15 protein-coding genes and 1 tRNA gene are annotated in these 22,045 nt (G+C 71.1%); 4 read left to right on the top strand and 12 right to left on the bottom strand.

Annotated elements, in window-relative coordinates; translation table 11 throughout:
* Nucleotides 1-173: 173 nt before the first annotated feature.
* The 7 genes from tuf to ACZ55U_RS00495 all read right to left on the bottom strand — a co-directional run bounded on the left by tuf (nucleotide 174) and on the right by ACZ55U_RS00495 (nucleotide 8,915).
* On the bottom strand, nucleotides 174-1,367 hold the full coding sequence (tuf, locus tag ACZ55U_RS00525; protein ID WP_207809004.1) for an elongation factor Tu: 1,194 nt from the start codon (nucleotides 1,365-1,367) through the stop codon (nucleotides 174-176).
* 196 nt (nucleotides 1,368-1,563) lie between these two features.
* Nucleotides 1,564-3,669: an elongation factor G gene (fusA, locus tag ACZ55U_RS00520; RefSeq protein WP_465520901.1), complete on the bottom strand. Its 2,106-nt coding sequence runs from the start codon at nucleotides 3,667-3,669 to the stop codon at nucleotides 1,564-1,566.
* A 39-nt stretch (nucleotides 3,670-3,708) separates the two neighbouring features.
* Entirely contained in the window at nucleotides 3,709-4,179 is a 471-nt protein-coding gene (gene rpsG, locus ACZ55U_RS00515; protein WP_030055803.1) for a 30S ribosomal protein S7, read from the bottom strand.
* Between the two features lie 2 nt (nucleotides 4,180-4,181).
* A complete protein-coding gene (gene rpsL, locus ACZ55U_RS00510; protein WP_014144289.1) occupies nucleotides 4,182-4,553 on the bottom strand; it encodes a 30S ribosomal protein S12 in 372 nt (123 codons plus the stop codon).
* A gap of 389 nt (nucleotides 4,554-4,942) precedes the next feature.
* A complete protein-coding gene (locus ACZ55U_RS00505; RefSeq protein ID WP_465520899.1) occupies nucleotides 4,943-6,544 on the bottom strand; it encodes a DUF2142 domain-containing protein in 1,602 nt (533 codons plus the stop codon).
* A gap of 19 nt (nucleotides 6,545-6,563) precedes the next feature.
* The gene (locus ACZ55U_RS00500; protein ID WP_465520897.1) at nucleotides 6,564-8,294 is read right to left on the bottom strand and encodes a hypothetical protein; all 1,731 of its coding nucleotides are present in this window, start codon (nucleotides 8,292-8,294) and stop codon (nucleotides 6,564-6,566) included.
* A gap of 174 nt (nucleotides 8,295-8,468) precedes the next feature.
* Nucleotides 8,469-8,915 carry a DUF1707 and DUF4190 domain-containing protein gene (locus ACZ55U_RS00495; protein ID WP_465520895.1) on the bottom strand — a complete coding sequence of 149 codons (447 nt, stop codon included), beginning with the start codon at nucleotides 8,913-8,915 and terminating at the stop codon, nucleotides 8,469-8,471.
* Nucleotides 8,916-9,256: 341 nt separating this feature from the next.
* Between ACZ55U_RS00495 and ACZ55U_RS00490 the strand changes: the two genes are divergently transcribed.
* From ACZ55U_RS00490 to ACZ55U_RS00475, 4 genes are all read left to right on the top strand, one after another.
* The gene (locus ACZ55U_RS00490) at nucleotides 9,257-10,078 is read left to right on the top strand and encodes an ABC transporter ATP-binding protein (RefSeq protein WP_465520893.1); all 822 of its coding nucleotides are present in this window, start codon (nucleotides 9,257-9,259) and stop codon (nucleotides 10,076-10,078) included.
* On the top strand, nucleotides 10,075-11,691 hold the full coding sequence (locus ACZ55U_RS00485; protein WP_465520891.1) for a transporter: 1,617 nt from the start codon (nucleotides 10,075-10,077) through the stop codon (nucleotides 11,689-11,691). The genes ACZ55U_RS00490 and ACZ55U_RS00485 overlap by 4 nt, the downstream gene beginning before the upstream one ends.
* Before the next feature lie 81 nt (nucleotides 11,692-11,772).
* Complete coding sequence (locus tag ACZ55U_RS00480) at nucleotides 11,773-13,044, top strand: DUF2786 domain-containing protein (protein ID WP_465520889.1); 1,272 nt, start codon at nucleotides 11,773-11,775, stop codon at nucleotides 13,042-13,044.
* 97 nt (nucleotides 13,045-13,141) lie between these two features.
* Nucleotides 13,142-14,254: an ADP-ribosylglycohydrolase family protein gene (locus tag ACZ55U_RS00475; RefSeq protein WP_465520887.1), complete on the top strand. Its 1,113-nt coding sequence runs from the start codon at nucleotides 13,142-13,144 to the stop codon at nucleotides 14,252-14,254.
* Between the two features lie 23 nt (nucleotides 14,255-14,277).
* Here the strand turns inward: ACZ55U_RS00475 and ACZ55U_RS00470 are convergent, their stop codons facing one another.
* The 5 genes from ACZ55U_RS00470 to ACZ55U_RS00450 all read right to left on the bottom strand — a co-directional run bounded on the left by ACZ55U_RS00470 (nucleotide 14,278) and on the right by ACZ55U_RS00450 (nucleotide 21,991).
* A complete protein-coding gene (locus tag ACZ55U_RS00470; RefSeq protein ID WP_465520885.1) occupies nucleotides 14,278-15,597 on the bottom strand; it encodes a serpin family protein in 1,320 nt (439 codons plus the stop codon).
* A 101-nt stretch (nucleotides 15,598-15,698) separates the two neighbouring features.
* Complete coding sequence (locus tag ACZ55U_RS00465; protein ID WP_465520883.1) at nucleotides 15,699-16,913, bottom strand: cytochrome P450; 1,215 nt, start codon at nucleotides 16,911-16,913, stop codon at nucleotides 15,699-15,701.
* Between the two features lie 90 nt (nucleotides 16,914-17,003).
* A complete protein-coding gene (locus ACZ55U_RS00460) occupies nucleotides 17,004-17,744 on the bottom strand; it encodes an SIR2 family NAD-dependent protein deacylase (RefSeq protein WP_465520881.1) in 741 nt (246 codons plus the stop codon).
* Between the two features lie 119 nt (nucleotides 17,745-17,863).
* A tRNA-Met gene (locus tag ACZ55U_RS00455) sits at nucleotides 17,864-17,937 on the bottom strand.
* Between the two features lie 160 nt (nucleotides 17,938-18,097).
* Nucleotides 18,098-21,991 (bottom strand): DNA-directed RNA polymerase subunit beta', encoded by a 3,894-nt coding sequence (locus ACZ55U_RS00450; RefSeq protein ID WP_465520879.1) that lies wholly within the window; start codon nucleotides 21,989-21,991, stop codon nucleotides 18,098-18,100.
* Nucleotides 21,992-22,045: the final 54 nt, after the last annotated feature.

Raw genomic sequence — 22,045 nt, 5'->3', positions numbered from 1 at the left:
CCGCGACGGCGGGGCTGGCTGGTGGCCCGACCATAACAGTCGGCCATGAGTGCCCCGTGAAAGGAGTCCGAGTCCGGTGAACGCCCCCCGACACGCCGAAGGGCCCCGCGCACCAGCGGTGTGCGGGGCCCTTCGGACTCAGCCTGTACGGAGCAGGCAGGTCAGATCGTCAATTACTTGAGGATCTTGGTGACCTGGCCGGCGCCGACGGTGCGGCCACCCTCACGGATGGCGAACTTCAGGCCCTCCTCCATGGCGATCGGCTGGATCAGCTGAACCGTCATGGCGGTGTTGTCGCCCGGCATGACCATCTCGGTGCCCTCGGGGAGGGTCACGACGCCAGTCACGTCCGTGGTACGGAAGTAGAACTGCGGGCGGTAGTTGTTGAAGAACGGGGTGTGGCGGCCACCCTCGTCCTTCGACAGGATGTAGGCCTGGGCCTCGAACTCGGTGTGCGGGGTGACCGAACCCGGCTTGATGATGACCTGGCCGCGCTCGACGTCCTCGCGCTTGATGCCGCGGAGCAGCAGACCGACGTTCTCACCGGCCTGGCCCTCGTCGAGCAGCTTGCGGAACATCTCGATACCGGTGACCGTGGTGGTGGTCTTCTCGTTCTTGATGCCGATGATGTCGACGGTCTCGTTGACCTTCAGGATGCCGCGCTCGATGCGACCGGTGACGACGGTGCCACGACCGGTGATCGTGAAGACGTCCTCGATCGGCATCAGGAACGGCTGGTCCACGGCGCGGGCCGGGGTGGGGATGTTCTCGTCGACGGCCTTCATCAGGCCGAGGAGCTTCTGGCCCCACTCGGCGTCGCCCTCGAGGGCCTTCAGCGCGGAGACGCGGACGACCGGCAGGTCGTCGCCCGGGAACTCGTACTCGGAGAGCAGCTCACGGACCTCGAGCTCGACGAGCTCCAGGATCTCCTCGTCGTCCACCATGTCGGCCTTGTTCAGGGCGACGACGATGTACGGAACGCCGACCTGGCGGGCCAGGAGGACGTGCTCCTTGGTCTGCGGCATCGGGCCGTCGGTGGCGGCGACCACCAGGATGGCGCCGTCCATCTGGGCGGCACCGGTGATCATGTTCTTGATGTAGTCAGCGTGACCCGGGCAGTCGACGTGCGCGTAGTGCCGGTCCTCGGTCTGGTACTCGACGTGCGCGATCGAGATGGTGATACCGCGCTGACGCTCCTCCGGGGCCTTGTCGATCTGGTCGAACGGCGTGAAGGGGTTCAGGTCCGGGTACGCGTCGTGCAGCACCTTGGTGATGGCCGCGGTCAGCGTGGTCTTGCCGTGGTCGATGTGACCGATGGTGCCGATGTTGACGTGGGGCTTCGTCCGCTCGAACTTCGCCTTCGCCACTGAGTCCTCCTGAGGACAGTTCCTGTACGCCGTGCTGACGTCAGTTGGTCTTGATCGGGCTGGGTCCGTGGTGCCGGAAGCACCTCGCACCGTCCCGCGGGGTAGGGGGCCGGAGGCCCCGGGAGAATCCGTCCGGATTCTCCCGGGTCGCCTCCTAATAGCCTAAGGGGTCGCAATCATCCCGAATATCGGGACGTCACTCGCCCTTGGACTTGGCGATGATCTCCTCAGCCACGGCCTTGGGGACCTCGGCGTACGAGTCGAACTGCATCGAGTAGCTGGCGCGACCAGAGGTCTTGCTGCGCAGGTCACCGACGTAGCCGAACATCTCGGAGAGGGGCACCAGCGCCGTGACGACGCGGGCACCGTGACGCTCGTCCATGGACCGGATCTGGCCACGGCGAGAGTTGATGTCACCGATCACATCGCCCATGTAGTCCTCGGGCGTGGTGACCTCGACGGCCATCATCGGCTCGAGGAGGACCGGCTTGGCCTTCCTCGCGCCTTCCTTGAAGGCCATCGAACCGGCGATCTTGAACGCGAGCTCGGAGGAGTCGACGTCGTGCGACTGGCCGTCCAGCAGCTTCACGCGGACGCCCTGGAGCGGGTAGCCGGCGAGGACACCGAACTCCATGGCCTCCTGGCAACCGGCGTCGACCGACGGGATGTACTCGCGCGGGACGCGGCCACCGGTGACCAGGTTGACGAACTCGTAGCCCTCGGCCTGCTCGAGCGGCTCGATCGCGATCTGCACCTTGGCGAACTGACCGGAACCACCGGTCTGCTTCTTGTGGGTGTAGTCGATGCGCTCGACGGCCTGACGGATCGTCTCGCGGTACGCGACCTGCGGCTTGCCGACGTTGGCCTCGACCTTGAACTCACGGCGCATGCGGTCGACCAGCACCTCGAGGTGCAGCTCGCCCATGCCCGCGATGATGGTCTGGCCGGTCTCCTCGTCCGTGTTGACCTGGAAGGACGGGTCCTCCTCGGCGAGACGCTGGATGGCGACACCCAGCTTCTCCTGGTCACCCTTGGACTTGGGCTCGATGGCGACGCGGATGACCGGGGCCGGGAAGTCCATGGACTCCAGGATGACCGGGTTCTTCTCGTCGGCCAGCGTCTCACCGGTGGTGGTCTGCTTCAGGCCCATGACGGCGACGATGTCGCCGGCGCCCACCGACTCGATCTCCTCACGCTTGTTCGCGTGCATGCGGTAGATCTTGCCGATGCGCTCCTTCTTGCCCTTCACGGCGTTCAGCACCGAGGTGCCGGACTCCAGGCGGCCCGAGTAGACCCGGACGAAGGTGAGCTTGCCCAGGTGCGGGTCGGACATGATCTTGAACGCGAGGGCGGCGAGGGGCTCGTCGTCCGAGGCCTTGCGCGAGATCTTGACCTCGTCGTCGCCCGGCTTGGTGCCCTCGATGGACTCGATGTCCAGCGGGGACGGCAGGTACTTGACGACGGCGTCGAGCAGGGGCTGAACGCCCTTGTTCTTGAAGGCGGTACCGCAGAAGATCGGGGTGAAGTCCGAGTTCAGGGTGCCCTTGCGGATCGCGGCCTGCAGCAGCTCGACCGGGATGTCCTCGCCCTCCAGGGCGAGCTCCATGATCTCGTCGCTGACGTTGGACACGGTGTCCAGCAGCGCCTCGCGGTACTCGTTCGCCTGGTCCACCAGGTCGGCCGGGATGTCGACGACGTCGTACATCTCGCCCTTGGCGGCCTCGGCGGACCAGACCAGGGCCTTCATGCGGACCAGGTCGACGACGCCCTGGAAGTCCGACTCGGCACCGATCGGCAGCTGCATCACCAGCGGGGTGGCGCCGAGGCGCTCCACGATGGTGTCGACGCAGAAGAAGAAGTTCGCGCCCGTGCGGTCCAGCTTGTTGATGAAGCAGATGCGCGGGACGCCGTAGCGGTCAGCCTGCCGCCACACGGTCTCGGACTGGGGCTCGACACCGGCGACACCGTCGAACACCGTCACGGCACCGTCGAGGACGCGCAGCGAACGCTCCACCTCGACGGTGAAGTCGACGTGACCCGGGGTGTCGATGATGTTGATGGTGTTGTCGACGCCGTCGACCGTCCAGTGACAGGTCGTCGCGGCCGACGTGATCGTGATGCCGCGCTCCTGCTCCTGCTCCATCCAGTCCATGGTGGCAGCGCCATCGTGGACCTCACCGATCTTGTACGAGACACCGGTGTAGAACAGGATCCGCTCGGTGGTGGTGGTCTTGCCCGCGTCGATGTGCGCCATGATCCCGATGTTGCGGACCCTGGCGAGGTCAAGGGAGGTTGCAGCCATGGTGGCTCGTTCTCTCTCTGTCTAGTGACGGGGTACGGACTACCAGCGGTAGTGCGCGAAGGCCTTGTTGGACTCGGCCATCTTGTGGGTGTCCTCGCGACGCTTCACGGAAGCGCCCAGGCCGTTGCTGGCGTCGAGGATCTCGTTCATCAGGCGCTCGGTCATGGTCTTCTCGCGACGGGCGCGGGAGTAACCGACCATCCAGCGCAGCGCCAGGGTGCTGGCGCGGCCCGGACGGACCTCGACCGGAACCTGGTAGGTCGCGCCACCGACACGGCGGGACTTGACCTCGAGGGCCGGCTTGACGTTCTCCAGCGCGCGCTTCAGCGTCACGACCGGGTCCGAGCCGGTCTTCTCACGGACGCCTTCGAGGGCGCCGTAGACGATCCGCTCGGCGGTGGAGCGCTTGCCGTGCAGCAGGATCTTGTTGACCAGCTGGGTGACGACCGGGGAGCCGTAAACCGGGTCGATGATGACCGGGCGCTTCGGGGCGGGGCCCTTACGAGGCATTCTTACTTCTCCTTCTTGGCGCCGTAGCGGCTGCGGGCCTGCTTGCGGTTCTTGACACCCTGGGTGTCGAGCGAACCGCGGATGATCTTGTAGCGGACACCAGGAAGGTCCTTCACACGACCACCGCGCACCAGCACGATGGAGTGCTCCTGCAGGTTGTGGCCCTCGCCCGGGATGTAAGCGGTGACCTCGATCCCGCTGGTGAGGCGCACACGGGCGACCTTGCGGAGAGCCGAGTTCGGCTTCTTCGGGGTGGTCGTGTACACACGCGTGCAGACCCCACGGCGCTGCGGGGAGCCCTTCAGCGCGGGAGTCTTGTTCTTCTCGACCTTGTCCTGCCGGCCCTTTCGGACCAGCTGCTGGATCGTAGGCACCGTTTCTCCGTTTTCTGTGTGCCAAGGCTTGGTGGAACTAACCTGCGGTGTCTCCCTCGCACACGACCCCGTGATCGACCCACGCGGTCGGGTGTGTTGGGCTTTTTCCGGCACGGAATCCCATGGCTGATGTACAGCGACGGCGCTCTACGCGCGGCGCGCTGGGAAGCGCTCCGGCTCGGCGCGGCGACCGGTGTGCATGCACGCACAAGGACCCGGGGACACCCCAGGCACAAGGTCAGAGCGTACCTAGCGCATGGGGCGCGGTCAAAACAAATGCAACGCCGCAGGTCGCGGGGCTCGCACCGGAAGCGGAACGGGAGGCGGGCCGGCGGTCGGCCCGCCGCGGGGCCCCCTACCACAACCGGGCACCCTCCGCACCGGGAACCCTACGCCTCCGCGCGGGCCCCGGCGAGCGGGGCGGGCCCCTCCACGACGCCGCTCCCGGCCGTCCCGGGGGACGCCGGCAGCGGGCGCTCCCGGTTGTCCGGCAGTGCCACCAACACCCCCAACGCAAGCGTGCCCACGGCGTACACCAGCAGCCACAGCGCCCAGCTGCCGGGCGGGGACCAGTGGGCCGGTGCGATCAGCAGCGGGCCCTCGGTGCCGACCGTGTTGCGGCGCATCGCCCAGAGGAAACCGGCGGTGTCGACCAGGGACAGCGCGAAGCCGGCCATGACCAGCAGCCGGCGCCAGGCGAAGCCGCCCCGGGGCAGCCGCTCGTGGCAGATCGCGGCGCACATGATCGGCAGGCCGACGGCGAACGGCAGCAGGTAGCGGCCCTGCCAGATCATGCCGAGCTGGCGCGCCTGCATCGCCTGTGCCGCTATCGGTATCACCACGATGCCGACCATCACGCCGACGATCGCCAGGGTGTCCCGGAACCGGGCGTAGCACAGCGCGATCATCACCAGCGCCAGCACCACACCGCACCAGACCAGCAGCGTCGCGGCCGGCGGCTGGGCGTCCAGCCAGCCGAAGTAGCCGATCATCTGCTTCATGTACGTCAGGCCGTTGTCGAAGGTCTTCCGGGCCGCGGCCAGCGGGGTGAGGTCGCTCGGGGTGTCGATGATCGAGTTGTCCGGGTGGGTCGACGACCAGAGCATCGCCAGGCCGCCCGCCATCAGGCACAGGCCGCCCCAGCCCCAGGTCACCCGCTGGCGGACCACCTCGCGCAGGGCGCCCTTCCTGCTCAGCAGCAGCGCGAAGAACATGGCCCCGGCGAACCAGATCAGGCCGAGCGGGCGGATGCTGATCAGCACCAGCGCGCCCACGCCGAGCCGGGCGAGGCGGCGGTTCAGCAGTTGCGGGTCGGGGCTCATCAGCATCGGCAGGCCGGCGCTCCAGACCAGGATGCCCGCCGCGATCTCCGGGCCGCTCGGGTTGACCACGCCGAACATGAACAGCGCCATCGGGGTGGTCGCGGCGACCACGCCGAGCAGGGCGAAGGAACGCCGCCGCCACTCCGCCGCCGAGACCACCGCGCTCGCCACCAGGGCGGAGCAGATCAGCGCCGACATCAGGCGCATCAGGTAGAAGGCCGTCTCGCCGTGCACCAGCAGGCTGGGCCAGCCGACCGCGAAGTAGTACGCCGGGTGGTAACGGCCCGCCGCGGTGGTCACCTCGACCGTGCCGGGCCGGTCCCGCAGCTGCGGTGCGCAGGCGGCCGAGTTCTCGGAGCGGAAGACGTAGCAGGCGTTGACGTCCTTGAGGTCCTGGTAGATCCGCGGGAGATCGACGCCGGTCTCGGCGAACATGCCCTCGATGCCGCCCACCACGTGCGGGGCCATCACCTCCTGGCCGTTGACCTGACCGCGGGCGACGGCCGCGGCCCGGATGAGGTGCGCGTGCTCGTCCGGCGAACCGCCGGTCGGAGTGGACAACGACCAGGACGCGCTCAGCGTGAACAGGATCGCGAACGCGGCCAGCCACAGCCGCCTCGGCGAGGAGGCGAGCCGGTCGGCGAGGCTCTTGACGGCGTTGATCATCATCTGCAGTGGGGCCTTCGGGTCAGTGCGCGCTCGCGGCGGGCGCCGGTTCGTGCTCCGGGCTGAGCCATACCATGTTCAGCCACGACTGGTCGCCGTCCTTGGAGCACTGTCCACCGGGCGCGAACTTCGGGCAGTGGCCGTCGAGCTTCTGCACGGTGTGCGACACCCACGGCAGGATGCGGTAGTCGTTCTCGTGCGCCGGCATGTAGCGGTCCGACATCGAGGACGAAACCGTACCGAAAAGGAAGAGTAGAGCGAACAACGTGCCGATCACCGCGGCGGGTCGGCCGGGCAGTCCGAAGCCGGCGGCCCCCGCGTCCGCACCCGTCTCCGGCGTCCCGTCGGCCGCCGCCGCCCGTCGGCGCCCGGCCAGCCGGAGCGACACCAGGTGGGCGACCAGGGCGCACAACAGCATGCCGCAGTACAGCATTTGGTTGTTCGTCCGGGTGTAGAGCTGGACCGTCTGGGTCTCGTACATGTGCGAGGCGATGTACATCCGCATCACCCACGCGCTCGCGAACATGCAGCAGATGGTGACGATCATGGGCTTGCGGATGCCCAGCCAGAGGGCGGCGCCCAGTGCGACGAAGATCACCACGGCGAACAGGCCCATGCCTCCGAACTCGCCCGGGATCGGCCACTCCCCCACCTTGCCCGGCATGTCCGTGCGCCACATCAGGAAGTAGGCCGGGTCGGTGAAGTTGTCGAAGCGGAACGCGGAGTCCTTGGTGTCCTGACCATCCGTCAGCATGGTGACCAGGTAGCTGCCGCAGACCAGCAGGTAGGCGGCCCCGGTGGCGCCGAGGTAGGCCAGGCCCTTGAGCCGGCCGGTCCTCCAGGGGAAGTACGCGAGCACGGCGACCAGCACGCCCAGGCCGCTCCACAGGAACCAGCCGGAGTAGGTGAGGAACAGCAGGCCCAGCAGCGCGCCGAAGCCGGCCGCCTTGAGCAGCAGCGTCCGCCAGGCGTCCGTCCCGCTCCGGCGCAGGTGCACCACCAGGGCCACCAGGACGGGCACCAGAACCACCAGCACGGTCTGGCTGTACGGCTTGTACGCGTCGATCAGGGCGAAGGCCGGCAGCACGCCGAACGCCAGCGCGCGGACCGGGCTGAGCAGCATCCGCCAGGAGAGGTAGACCAGCGGGCCGAACGCGGCGGCGCCGAGGATCTGGAGGTCCTTGAAGGCGTACGCGGTGTTGCCGCCGCGGAACCACTCGGCGTAGTACCCGAGGGTGTAGAGCGGCGCCGGCGGGTAGACCGGCGAGCCCGAGGGCCGGCCGTTCGCCACGGCGTGGGCCCACTCGACGATGCGTCCGCTGTCGCCGTTGAGGCCGAACATCGGCCAGGGCGTGCCGAGCAGCGCGATGACCGCGCCGGCCGCCACGAAGCCGCTGGCGAGGCCGGCCAGCGCGGCGGCGGAGAAGCGGGACACCAGGTCGAAGTGCCGGCCCGAGCGGAAGCGCATCGCGAGCACGACCGCGCCGAGCAGCAGGAGGCCGATCACCGCGAACCGCAGCTGCACCGCGGCCAGACCGCTCACCTGGGCGATCCGGTCCAGCGGGTTCAGCTTGAAGCCGTGGGCCAGCAGCGGGAGCACCAGCGCGGCCAGGAAGGAGACCACCGCCTCCCCCGCGAGCAGCAGCGGGGCCGAGGTCCGGAGCCGGGCCCCGGAACGGCCCGCCGCCCCCCGGATCAGCGAGCGCGCACCGCCGGGCGGGGTTCTGTGGGCTTCCTGGGCACTGACTGTCACGGATGCGGTCCTCAGCTCGTGGTCGCCCGGCCGACTCTCCTCGTCGGGCGGTGACGGAACGTCCTGCCTCAGGGCGTATGGCGGCAGCCCCGGGCATCATAGGTCCTTCACGTTCCGAAGGCCCCATCGGCAAAGGGGACCGGGGCAACGCCGGCGCGGGCGGCGGGGCGCCTCCTAGGCGAAGGCGAGGAGGATCAGCAGCATCCAGAACGCGCACCCCATGTAACCGAGGACCAGGCCGAGGACGGCCGCCCAGTCGCCGTCCATGTCGCGGCGGCGGATCTCCGAGCGGGCGATGTGGCCGGTGACCACGGCGGGGGCGGAGAACCCGATCACTCCGCACACCAGGGAGACGACGGCGAGCGCGCTGGTCTGGCGGGGCCGGAACGGCGGCGGCGGGGCGGCCATGAAGGTGGCCGGCACGGGCGGCGCCGCGACGGGCGGCGGCGCCATCGGCCCGGCGGGCAGGTCGGCGACCAGCGCGGCCAGCTGGCCGTAGGTCTGCGCCGTGGCCGCCGCCTCGTGGCGCTGCTCGTACTCCTGGACGGAGAGCCGCCCCTCGGCGAACGCCGCCTTGAGCACGTCGACCGTCCGGTCCCGGTCCGCGTGGCCCGCCCGCATCGCGGCCTGGTGCGTCGCCGCGGGCGTCGGCTGATGACCGTACGGATTGCCGCGCCCTGACCCACCCCATGGTTGTACGGACATCCGCCACCTCCCGGTAGCGCGGCACCCCCGCGCACGTCACTGGTTCCTCATAGTGCAGGACGAACGGCGGAACCGAGTAGTTGCCGAACCGGCCCGGCGGCCGGGGACGCTGGGACCCGGGGCGGCGCGCCTCACCCGTACGGCCGACGGACTCAGGGGATGCTCAACTGGGGCGACAGTCCGTTCGAGCAGTGCCAGGCTGGGCCCCCGCAGGGACTTCGACCAGCATTCGACCACCAGAAGAAGAGAAGGCCGCCATGCAGGCGTCAGCGCCGCCGTCCGCCGACATCCCCGGGCCGGGCACCCCGTCCGCCGTCAGCATCCGAGGACTCTGGAAGCACTTCGGGGCCCAGGCCGCCGTGGCCGGGCTGAGCCTGGAGCTGCCGGCCGGGGCGTTCATCGGCCTGGTCGGACCGAACGGCGCCGGCAAGACCACCACGCTGTCGATGGTCACCGGGCTGCTCCGGCCCGACCAGGGCACCGTCCTGGTGCACGGCGCCGACGTCTGGGCGGACCCGGTCTCGGTCAAGGCCCGGATCGGCATCCTGCCCGAGGGACTGCGGATGTTCGAGCGGCTCAGCGGGCGCGAGCTGCTCCAGTACACCGGGCGGCTGCGCGGACTGCCCGGCGCCGAGGTGGACCGGCGGGCCGAGGAGCTGCTGGCCGTCCTGGACCTCGGCCGGGACGCCGACAAGCTGGTCGCCGACTACTCCACCGGCATGCGCAAGAAGATCGGTCTGGCCGCCGCGCTGCTGCACAACCCCGCCGTGCTGTTCCTGGACGAGCCCTTCGAGGGCGTCGACCCGGTCTCCGCCCAGACCATCCGCGGCGTGCTCAAGCGGTACGCGGCGGCCGGTTCCACCGTGGTCTTCTCCAGCCACGTGATGGAGCTGGTCGAACAGCTCTGCGACTGGGTCGCGGTGGTGAACGCCGGCCGGGTGATAGCCCAGGGGCCGCTGGACTCCGTCCGGGGCGGGCGCAGCCTGCACGAGGCCTTCCTGGAGCTGATCGGCGTGCGCGAGGACGACGGGCAGTCGCTCGGCTGGCTCGGCGGCGGGCAGGCCGGGGGCGCCCGGTGAGCGAGCGGAGCGGGGTGCCCGAGGGCCGGACGGTGGTCCGCGCCCTGGTGGCGCTCAAACTGCGGCTGCTGCGCAACGGGTTGCGGCGCAGCCCCGGCCGGACCGCCGTCTACGTGATCGGCGGCCTGTTCGGCCTGGCCCTCGCGGGCGGCGTGGCCGTCGCCCTGGCCGCGCTGAACGGGCGCTACGCGGGCTCCGGGGACGCCGGGGTGATGCTGCTCGGCGTGCTGACCCTGGGCTGGGCCGCGCTGCCGCTGTTCCTGTTCTCCAGCGACGAGAGCGCCGACCCGACCCGGCTGACCATGCTGCCGCTGCGGCCCGGCCCGCTGCTGCGCGGCTCGCTGCTGGCCGCGCTGATCGGGCCGGGCCCGCTGATCAGCCTGGTGCTGGTGACCGGCGCGGTGCTGGCCGGCGCGGCCGGCGGGGCCTCGGCGGTGTTCGCGGTGCTCGCCGTGCCGCTCGCGGTGCTCTGCCTGGTCACCCTCTCCCGGGCGGTCGCGGCGGGCAACGCCCGGATGCTCTCCAGCCGGCGCGGCAAGGACTTCGCGATCTTCGGCGGGCTGGCCTTCGCCCTGCTGGTCCAGGCCGCCAACGTCGGCTCGCAGAGCATCCTCGGCCGCCGGGGCGGGCCGATCGACCTCAGCCCGCTGAAGCCGATCGCCTCGGTGCTGCGCTGGGTCCCGCCGATCAGCGCGGCGGACGCGCCGCGCACCGCCGGCGAGGGCCGGTACGGCCTGGCGGTGCTCCAGCTCGCCGCGGCCGCCGGGCTGCTGGCGCTGTTGCTGCGCTGGTGGCGGCGGAGCCTCCAGGAGCTGATGGTCACCGCCGACTCCTCCACCCTGGAGGTGGCCCGCGGGGTGCGCGGCTCGCGCGGCTGGGGCTTCCTGCCCGAGGGCCGGACCGGCGCCGTCATGCAGCGCCACCTGCGGTACGCCTGGCGCGAGCCGCGGGCGAAGGCGGCGCTGTTCACCAGCATCGGGATGACGCTGGTGATCTGCGTGCTGTCGATGGTCCAGGGCTGGGCGACGGTCTACCTGCTGGCGATGACCGGAGTGTTCCTCGGGCTCCAGATGCTCAACCTGTTCGGCATGGACGGCTCGGCGTTCTGGATGGTCGCCGCCACCCTGTGCACCCCCGCCGACGCCCGGGCCGAGCTGCGCGGCCGGGCGTACGCGGTGCTGTCGTACGCCGTCCCGGTGACGGTGGTGCTCGGGCTGGTGCTGGCGGCCGTCACCGGCCGGTGGAAGGAGCTGCCGGCCGCGCTCGGCCTGGCGATGACGCTGCTCGGCTGCGGGATCGCGCTCGGCTCGGTGTTCAGCGTGCTGGCGCCGTACACCATGCCGGCCGACAGCAACCCGATGCGCAACGCCGCCCCGGGTCAGGGCGGGCTGATCCTGCTCAACCAGTTCGGCTCGATGATCGGCGTCTCGGTGCTGTGCCTGCCGGTCGGCGGCTACCTCGGCTGGGCGCTGGTCTCGGGCGCGCCGACCTGGCCGGTGCTGCTGGTGGGGCCGCTGTACGGCGCCCTGGTCGCGGCGCTGGGGGTGCGGGTCGCGGCGGGCCGGCTGCTGGAGCGCACGCCGGAGATCCTGGCCAAGGCCATCGAGCGCTGAGCCCGTTCCCCGGCGGGTTCGCGCCGCGGCTCCGGCATCATGGGCAGGAGGCCGGACCGTCGAGGAGAGCAGGGACACACCGTGGGCAAGGGCGCGCAGCAGGGCGGCAGCGCCGGGCCGCTGCTGGAGCAGGCGGTGCGGTCGGTGCTGACGGCCCCGGAGGACGCACTGGACCTCGCCCTGGACACCGGGGCCTCGCTGCTGGCCGCCTCGGCGGGGCAGTGGCCGGCGGTCAGCCGGGCGGTGCTGGCCCACGCGGACACCGCGGTCGGCCGCTGCTGGTCGGCCGGCTGGCGGCCGGCCGACCTGGTCCGGGTGGTGCGGCGCGAGCTGAAGCCCGTCCACCTGGCCCTGGCCGTGGACCTGATCGCCGCCGAGGGCCGGCGGCACCCCGCGGCCGCGCTGGACCGGCGCTGGCACGAGCAGCTGCGCGAGCTGGAGAGCGAGGTGTGGTGGTCCGGCGACGAGGAGTACCTGGGGGCCTTCGCCCACCGGCACCGGCTGGACCGCTTCGCGCTCGCCACCGCCCTCCTGGAGCTGCTGCGCACCTGGGGCCGGCTGCCCCCGATCGCGCCGGTGGGGCCCGCCCCCGGGCAGGCCGGGCGGGCGCGGCACTCGGCGCCGGTGGGCGGCGAGCCCCGGATGCTGGCGCGCATCCGGGCGCTGCTGGCCAAGGCCGAGTCCACCGAGTACCCGGAGGAGGCCGAGGCGCTGACCGCCAAGGCCCAGCAGCTGATGGCCCAGCACAGCATCGACGAGGCGTTGCTGGCCGCGACGGGCGCCGACCGGGACACCCCGGCGGCGCTGCGGATCGGCGTGGACAACCCGTACGAGGGCCCCAAGACGATGCTGCTGGACGCGGTCGCGGCGGCCAACCGGTGCCGGGTGGTGTGGGCGAAGGAGTTCGGCTTCTGCACCGTGGTGGGCTTCGACGGCGATCTGGACGGCGTCGAGCTGCTCTACACCTCGCTGCTGGTGCAGGCCACCCACGCGCTCAACAAGGCGGGCTCCCGCAAGGACTCGCGCAGCAAGGCGTTCCGGCAGTCCTTCCTGGTCGCCTACGCGGCGCGGATCCGCGAGCGGCTGACCGCCGCCACCGAGCGGGCGACCAGGGCCGCCGCGGCCGGACGCCACCTGCGCGAGGACGGCACCGAGGAGCAGCTGCTGCCCGACGAGCGGCTGCTGCCCGCGCTGGCCGCCCGCTCGGAGGCGGTCGACGAGGAGATCGACCGGCTGTTCCCGAAGCTGGTCTCGCAGCGGGTGCGGGTCAGCGACGGCGTGGGCTGGGCGGCCGGGCGCGCCGCCGCCGACCGGGCCGCGCTGCACGGGCGCGCCGGAGCGATCCGCCGCTAGCGCCCGCCCGCCCGTCCCGGCGGAACCCACCGGGGCCGCCCGGCCGCCACGGAGACCTGATAGAACGTTGTCCGCCACGAACCAAGGGGGATTCGACGTGACGGAACCGGCGGCGGAGTCGGGGTACCGGGACCGGGTGCGCGGGGCGCTCCTCGGCGGCGCGATCGGCGACGCGCTGGGCTGGCCGGTGGAGTTCCAGCAGCTCCGGCAGATCCAGGACCGCTGGGGGCCGCAGGGCGTGACCGCCCTGCCGGCCGGGCCCGGTCCGGTCGAGGTCACCGACGACACCCAGATGACGCTGTTCACCGCCGAGGGTCTGATCCGCGGCTTCGTCCGCGGCTGGACGGGCGGCGGCGGCTCGGTGCCGGAGGCCGTCCACGGCGCCTACCGGCGCTGGCTGCGCACCCAGTACCAGTCCGCGCCGGACACCGAGCCGCAGCCCCGCCCGTACGACGGCTGGCTGCTGAGCCGGCCGTTCCTGTACGCGCGCCGGGCACCGGGCAACGCCTGCCTGAGCGGGGTGTCCGAGCACCCGGTGTTCGAGTCGCCGTCCGTGATCGGACAGCCGGGGCCGATCAACCCGGGCTCCAAGGGCTGCGGCACGGTGATGCGCTCGGCGCCGTTCGGGCTGGCCCGGCTGGGCGTCGAGCAGTCCTTCGGGCTGGCGGTGCAGTGCGCCCAGCTCACCCACGGCCACCCCACCGGCTACCTCGCGGCGGGGGCCTTCGCGGCGCTGGTCGAGCGGCTCGCCGACGGCACCGAGCCCTGGGCGGCGGTCGGCGAGACGGTGGAGCAGATCCGCGAGCTGCCGAGTTCCAAGGAGACCGTCCAGGCGCTGGCCCGGGCGGTGCGGCTGGCCCAGGAGGCCGAGCCGACGGCGGACACGGTGGAGCGGGTCGGGCTCGGCTGGATCGCCGAGGAGTGCCTGGCCATCGCGGTGTACTCGCTGCTGGCGGCCACCCTGGACCCCGACCCGGTGCGCACCGCGCTGCTGCTGTCGGTGAACCACTCCGGGGACAGCGACTCGACCGGCGCGGTCTGCGGCAACCTGGTCGGGGCCGCGTACGGCGCCGCGGCGCTGCCCGCCGAGTGGGCCGGGGCGGTCGAGGGCCGGGCCGAGTTGCGGCAGGTCGCGGACGACCTGCTGGTGCTGTTCGGCAGCCGCGACCCGCTCCACCCGGCGCTCGGCGGGCGCTACCCGGCCTGGTAGGAGCCGCCCGGCCCGGCGGAGGGCTACGTCGCCCGCGGGTCGGTGACCTGACCGAGGAACAGCGGCGCGCCGCCCTGGGTGTCCCGGATCAGGAACAGGAACGGGCGGTCGACGTGCAGTTCGACCGGCCGGTCCGCGTTGGGCGCCGCCGCCACGGCGATCCCGGCGCCGCTGCCGGCCGCCGCGACGGTGCCCTCCTCGGCGACCTCGATGGTGGCCTTCTGCACCACCGTGTTGACGGCGAGCGGGTCCTTGGCGATGCCGCCGAGGTCGGCGTGGTCGAAGACCGACCGCACGCCGAGCGAGCGCAGCGCGGGGGTGAGCTCCTCGGAGGTGTCGACGTGGAAGCGCGGCAGCCGGAGGTCGACCGGACGTTCGGCGAGGGCGCCGAGGATCCGGTCGAGCTGGGGCTGGTCCAGGCCCTTGGCGAAGGCGGTGAAGCCGCCCTGCGCCGGGACGATCAGGTCCATCGCCAACCTGCCCCCCGCGTAAGGGAGTTCGACGGCCTGCCAGGGCTCGCCGACGATCCCGCCGGAGCCGTCGGCGTACTTGAAGCTCCCGGTCTGGCCCATCGTGGGGACGGCCGGGGTAGAGCCGTCCGGCTTGTGGAACGGCCGGTCGGCGGTCTGCCCGGGCTTGAAGGCGGAGGCCCAGTCGGCCTTGAGGTAGAGCGCGTCGGTGAGCACCAGCCGGGTGTCCGAGGTGATCGCGGCCGGGGCGAACAGGTCCTTGATCCGGCCGCCGGTGGCCTTCTCCACGGCCGCGTTGACGGTCTTGCGGGCCCCGTCCGGGTCCTTGGCGAAGTCGGACTGGTGCACGCCGGTGTCGAAGGCGGCGGCGAGGGTGGCCAGGTAGTCCGGCGAGACGGCCAGGCCCTGCTGGGTCCACACGTCGTCGCTGCGGCGCAGGGTGACCTTGTCGGTCCGGGGGACGGGCCGGTTCAGCGCGCCGGTGGCCAGGGCGTACTGCTGGGGGTCGAGGTCGGTGTGCAGGGCCTTGGCCAGTTCCTCCGCGGTGGCGCCGCGGGCGCCGGGCAGCAGCATGGCGAGCAGGGTGGCCAGGCCGGACGGGGAGACCACCAGGTTGCGGTCGGCCGCGTCCGGCCGGGCGGTCAGGGCGTGCAGCAGGTCCAGGCCGAAGGCGTCGGTGGCGGCCGCGGTGGCGGCCACCCGGGCCGGGTCGACGGCGGGCCGGCTCGCGGGCGGGTCCGCCCGGAGTTCCACGGGCGCGGCGGGTCCGGTGCTGCCGCAGCCGGCCGTCAGCGGCGCGGCCAGCACGGCCGCGAGGACCAGCACGGCCGGGCGGCGGAAGCTCCGACGGGTTGCGGTGCTGCGGTTCGTCATGGCCCTTCGACGCACCGCCCCGCCACCCGGTTCCGCCCGGCCCCGGCACGCCCCGGATCAGTCCCAGAGCGCGCCGAACTCCAGCTCCCCCCTCTTCTCCGCTACACCTCGACCAGCAGTTCCCCGAGCCCTCGGATCACGTAGCCCGGGTTCCACTCGGGCTCGCGGACCAGCCGCAGGCCCGGGGCCCGGCGCAGCAGGGTGCCGTAGGACTCGGTGAGCTCCAGTCTGGCGAGCGGGGCGCCGAGACAGAAGTGGATTCCGGCGCCGAAGGTGATGTGCGGGTTGTCGGTGCGGCCGAGGTCGAGCCGGTCGGGGTCGGCGAAGCGCTCGGGGTCGCGGTTGGCGGAGCCGAACAGCAGGGCGACCTCGGCGCCGCGCGGGACGGTGACGCCGCCGACCTCGATGTCCTCCAGCACCCAGCGCTCGAACATCTGCAGCGGGGTGTCCCAGCGCATCAGCTCCTCGACGGCCGTGGGCAGCAGTTCGTCCACCGAGCCGCGCAGCCGGGCGAGTTCGTCGGGGTGGCGGAACAGCGCCCACCAGCCGTTGCCGGTGGTGTTGACGGTCGCCTCGTGGCCGGCGTTGAGCAGCAGCACGCAGGTGGAGACCATCTCCTGCTCGCTGAGCGCGTCGGAGCCCTCCTGGGCCTGGATCAGCGCGCTGATCAGGTCCGTGCCGGGGTTCGCCCGGCGCTCGCGGATCAGGGCGCGCAGGTAGTCGGAGAACTCGATGCTGGCGGTGACGGCCCGGCGGGCGACCTCCTCGCTCGGGTTGAGCTCGTACATCCCGGTGATGTCGGCGGACCACGGCCGCAGCAGGTGCCGGTCGCTCTCCGGCACCCCGAGCATCTCGGCGATCACGGCGACCGGCAGCGGCTCGGCGACGGTGGCGATCAGGTCGCCGCCGCCGGCCGCGAGCAGGTCGTCGACCAGTTCCCCGGCCAGCCGCCGCACGGTGGGGCGAAGGCCCTCGACCATCCGCGGGGTGAAGGCCTTGGAGACGAGGCGGCGGATCCGGGTGTGGTCGGGCGCCTCCAGGTCGAGCAGCCCGTGGTCGTTCAGCGTGTGGAAGGGCTCGTGCGCCGGGTCCGGCTCGGGGCGGCCGAACTCCTCGTGGCTGAAGCGGTGGGTGTAGGTGCGGCCGAGCCGCCGGTCGCGCAGCAGGGCGCTGACGTCCTCGTGGCGGGAGACGAGCCACTGGTTCGTCGGCTCGAAGTACGTCACCGGCGCGTGCTCGCGCAGTTCGGCGTACGCGTCGTACGGGTGGGCCACGAACTCCGCCGACCAGGGGTCGAACTTCGCCGTCGTCGTCATCGGTCGATCACTCCAGGCCGGGAGGGGTAAGCCGGAAAGATCATCGTACGCACGCGGTGCGTCCAGGACCTTGACCCTTCCGGCCGGTCCTCAGCCCCGTTCCAGGACGAGTCGGCGTACCAGCTCCGGCAGCGCCCGGGAGATCGGCTCCCGGATCACCTCGCTCGCGGCCTCGTCGTACGGCGTCGGCTCGCCGTTCACGATGATCAGCTTCGCCCCGGTGCGCACCGCGTTGAACGGCAGCGCCGCCACCGGGAACACCTGGAGGCTGGTGCCGACGGCGATGAACACGTCGCAGGCCCGGGCGATCGAGTCGGCCCGCCCCAGCACCTCCGGGTCGAGGTTCTCGCCGAACATCACGACGCGCGGCTTGAGGATGCCCCCGCAGGCCCGGCAGTCCGGGTCCGGCTCCCCCGCCTCGACCCGCGCCAGCGCCTGCGCCATCGGCCCGACCGCCCGGCAGCGCAGGCACTGCGTCTCCCGTGCGGTGCCGTGCAGTTCGAGCACCTTGCGGGCGCTCAGCCCGGCCTTCTGGTGCAGTCCGTCGATGTTCTGGGTGAGCACCCGCAACGGCAGCCCGGAGCGCTCCAGGTCGACCAGCGCCCGGTGCCCGGCGTTCGGCTCGGCGGCCAGGGCGCCCGCCTCCAGCCGCATCCGCCAGGCCCGGCGGCGCACCTGCGGATCGTCCCGGTACGGCCCGAGGGTGACCAGTTCCTCGGCCGACGGGTCCTTGCGCCACAGGCCCTGCGGGCCTCGGTAGTCGGGGATGCCGGAGTCCGTCGAGATGCCCGCGCCGGTGAGCACGGCGATCAGGGGCCGCTTCGGGTTCATACCCGGGACGGTACGGCCGGAGGGCCGGGCCCGGCCACCGAAAATCCGGGAACGCCGGGCCGGACCCGGGAACGCCGAAGGGCCCGGAGGCTTGATGCCTCCGGACCCTTCGTCCTGAGTAGCGGGGACAGGATTTGAACCTGCGACCTCTGGGTTATGAGCCCAGCGAGCTACCGAGCTGCTCCACCCCGCGTCGGTGAACACGACCTTACGCGACTTCGGCCGGATTGCCTAACCGGTTTCCCGGCGGCGCCTTCCGGCACCCCTTCCCGGCACCCCCTCCCGGCACCCGCGAACGCCGCAGGGCGGCCACCCCGTGAGGGGTGACCGCCCTGCGATCGGTGACCTCGGACTCAGCCGGTGTACGGGCCGTAGTCGTAGTCGTCCAGCGGGACCGCCTGGCCGGAGCCGGCGCCGAAGGGCGACAGGTCGTAGTCGTCGTAGCCGACGGCCGAGTACATCGCGGCCTTGGCCTCCTCGGTCGGCTCGACCCGGATGTTGCGGTAGCGGGGCAGACCCGTACCGGCCGGGATGAGCTTACCGAGGATGACGTTCTCCTTGAGGCCCAGCAGCGGGTCCGACTTGGCGTGGATCGCCGCGTCGGTGAGGACCCGGGTCGTCTCCTGGAAGGAGGCGGCCGACAGCCAGGACTCGGTGGCCAGCGAGGCCTTGGTGATGCCCATCAGCTGCGGACGGCCGGAGGCGGGGTGACCGCCCTCAGCGACGACGCGGCGGTTCTCCTGCTCGAAGCGACCGCGCTCGACCAGCTCGCCGGGCAGCAGCTCGGCGTCGCCCGACTCGATGATCGTCACGCGGCGGAGCATCTGCCGGATGATGATCTCGATGTGCTTGTCGTGGATCGACACGCCCTGCGAGTTGTAGACCTTCTGGACCTCGGCGACCAGGTGGACCTGGACGGCACGCTGGCCCATGATGCGCAGGACGTCGTGCGGGTTGGTGGCACCCATGGTCAGCTTCTGGCCGACCTCGACCGCCTCGCCCTCGCTGACGAGCAGCTTCACGCGCTTCGAGACCGGGTAGGCGATCTCGTCGCTGCCGTCGTCCGGCGTGATGACCAGCTTGCGGGTCTTCTCGGTGTCCTCGATCCGGACCCGGCCGGCGGCCTCCGAGATCGGAGCCACACCCTTCGGGGTACGGGCCTCGAAGAGCTCGACGACACGCGGCAGACCCTGGGTGATGTCGTCACCGGCCACACCACCGGTGTGGAAGGTGCGCATGGTCAGCTGGGTGCCGGGCTCACCGATGGACTGGGCGGCGATGATGCCGACCGCCTCACCGATGTCGACCAGCTTGCCGGTGGCCAGCGAGCGCCCGTAGCACATGGCGCAGGTGCCGACGGCCGACTCACAGGTCAGGATCGAGCGGGTCTTGACCTCGCTGATGCCGTGGCGGATCAGCTCGTCGATCAGGACGTCACCGAGGTCGGTGTTCGCGGTGGCCAGCAGCTTGCCGTCCACCGTGATGTCCTCGGCGAGCATCCGGGCGTAGACGCTGGTCTCGACGTCGTCGGCCTTGCGCAGCACGCCGTCCGCGCCCACGGAGCCGATCGCCAGCTTCAGGCCGCGCTCGGTGCCGCAGTCCTCCTCGCGGATGATGACGTCCTGGGAGACGTCGACCAGACGACGGGTGAGGTAACCGGAGTCGGCGGTACGGAGGGCGGTGTCGGCCAGACCCTTACGGGCACCGTGGGTGGAGATGAAGTACTCCAGCACGGACAGGCCCTCACGGAACGAGGCCTTGATCGGACGCGCGATGGTCTCGTTCTTCGCGTTCGACACCAGACCACGCATACCGGCGATCTGGCGCATCTGCATCATGTTTCCACGAGCACCCGAGTCGACCATCATGAAGATGGGGTTCGTCTTCGGGAAGTTCGCGGCCATGGCGTCCGCGACCTCGTTGGTCGCCTGGGTCCAGATGCCGACGAGCTCCTGCTTGCGCTCGTTGTCGGTGATCAGACCGCGCTCGTACTGCTTCTGGACCTTCTCGGCCTTGGCCTCGTAGCCCTCCAGGATGGCGGGCTTGCTCGGCGGGACGATGACGTCCGAGATGGAGACGGTGACGCCCGAGCGGGTCGACCAGTGGAAGCCGGCCGCCTTCAGGTTGTCCAGGGTCGCCGCGACGACGACCTTGGGGTAGCGCTCCGCCAGGTCGTTGACGATCGCGGAGAGCTGCTTCTTGCCCACCTCGTAGTCGACGAACGGGTAGTCCTCGGGCAGCAGCTCGTTGAAGAGCGCGCGGCCCAGGGTGGTGTTCAGGCGGAACGGCTCGCCGTCGTACCAGGTCGGCTGGCCCTCCTCGTCCACCGGAGCGGTCCAGCCGCGCGGCGGGACGGTGCCAGCCGGCAGGCGCAGCTCGATCGGGGCCTGGACGTCCAGGTCGCGGGCGTCGAAGGCCATGATCGCCTCGGCGGTCGACGAGAAGGTGCGGCCGGCGCCCTTCACGTTCTCGCGGTCCGAGGTCAGGAAGAACAGACCGAGCACCATGTCCTGGGTCGGCATGGTGACGGGGCGACCGTCGGCCGGCTTCAGGATGTTGTTCGAGGACAGCATCAGGATGCGGGCCTCGGCCTGCGCCTCCGCGGAGAGCGGCAGGTGGACGGCCATCTGGTCACCGTCGAAGTCCGCGTTGAACGCGGTGCAGACGAGCGGGTGGATCTGGATGGCCTTGCCCTCGACCAGCTGCGGCTCGAAGGCCTGGATGCCGAGGCGGTGCAAGGTGGGCGCACGGTTCAGCAGGACCGGGTGCTCGGCGATGACCTCTTCGAGCACGTCCCACACGACCGGACGGGCACGCTCGACCATGCGCTTGGCCGACTTGATGTTCTGCGCGTGGTTCAGGTCGACCAGGCGCTTCATCACGAACGGCTTGAAGAGCTCCAGCGCCATGGCCTTCGGCAGACCGCACTGGTGCAGCTTGAGCTGCGGGCCGACGACGATGACCGAACGGGCCGAGTAGTCGACTCGCTTGCCGAGCAGGTTCTGACGGAAACGACCCTGCTTGCCCTTCAGCATGTCGCTGAGGGACTTCAGCGGGCGGTTGCCCGGACCGGTGACCGGACGGCCGCGGCGGCCGTTGTCGAACAGCGCGTCGACGGCCTCCTGGAGCATGCGCTTCTCGTTGTTCACGATGATCTCGGGAGCACCGAGGTCGAGAAGCCGCTTCAGGCGGTTGTTGCGGTTGATGACGCGGCGGTACAGGTCGTTCAGGTCGGAGGTCGCGAAGCGGCCACCGTCCAGCTGCACCATCGGACGCAGGTCCGGCGGGATGACCGGGACGCAGTCCAGCACCATGCCGTTGGGCTTGTTGGTGGTCTGGAGGAACGCGGAGACGACCTTGAGGCGCTTCAGCGCGCGGGTCTTCTTCTGGCCCTTGCCGGTGCGGATGATCTCGCGCAGGCGCTCGGACTCCTCCGCCAGGTCGAAGGTCTCCAGGCGGTCCTTGAGGGCCGCCGCGCCCATCGAGCCGGAGAAGTAGGTGCCGAAGCGGTCGCGCAGCTCGCGGTAGAGCAGCTCGTCGCCCTCCAGGTCCTGGACCTTGAGGTTCTTGAAGCGGGCCCACACCTCGTCGAGGCGGTCGAGCTCGCGCTGCGCGCGGTCGCGCAGCTGCTTCATCTCGCGCTCGGCGCCCTCGCGCACCTTGCGGCGCACGTCGGCCTTGGCGCCCTCGGCCTCCAGCTCGGCCAGGTCGGTCTCGGCCTTCTTGGCGCGGGCTTCGAGGTCGGAGTCGCGGCGGTTCTCGATCTGCTGGCGCTCGACCGAGACGTGCGCCTCCAGGGACGGCAGGTCGCGCTGGCGGCGCTCGTCGTCGACCCAGGTGATCATGTAGGCGGCGAAGTAGATGACCTTCTCGAGGTCCTTCGGCGCCAGGTCCAGCAGGTAGCCCAGGCGGGACGGGACACCCTTGAAGTACCAGATGTGGGTGACCGGGGCGGCCAGCTCGATGTGGCCCATCCGCTCGCGGCGCACCTTGGCGCGGGTCACCTCGACGCCGCAGCGCTCGCAGATGATGCCCTTGAAGCGGACGCGCTTGTACTTACCGCAGTAGCACTCCCAGTCCCGGGTGGGACCGAAGATCTTCTCGCAGAAGAGCCCGTCCTTTTCCGGCTTCAGGGTGCGGTAGTTGATGGTCTCCGGCTTCTTGACCTCGCCGTGGGACCACTGGCGGATGTCGTCGGCGGTGGCCAGGCCGATGCGGAGCTCGTCGAAGAAGTTGACGTCAAGCACTGGTCGTCAAGCCCTCTTTCGTAAGTCGAGAGTCGTTCATGTGGTCTGAGGGGG

This window comes from Kitasatospora sp. NPDC034533 (assembly GCF_055575155.1).
The sequence above is the reverse complement of the archived record's forward strand: the minus strand, read 5'-3'. Positions and strand labels throughout refer to the sequence as shown.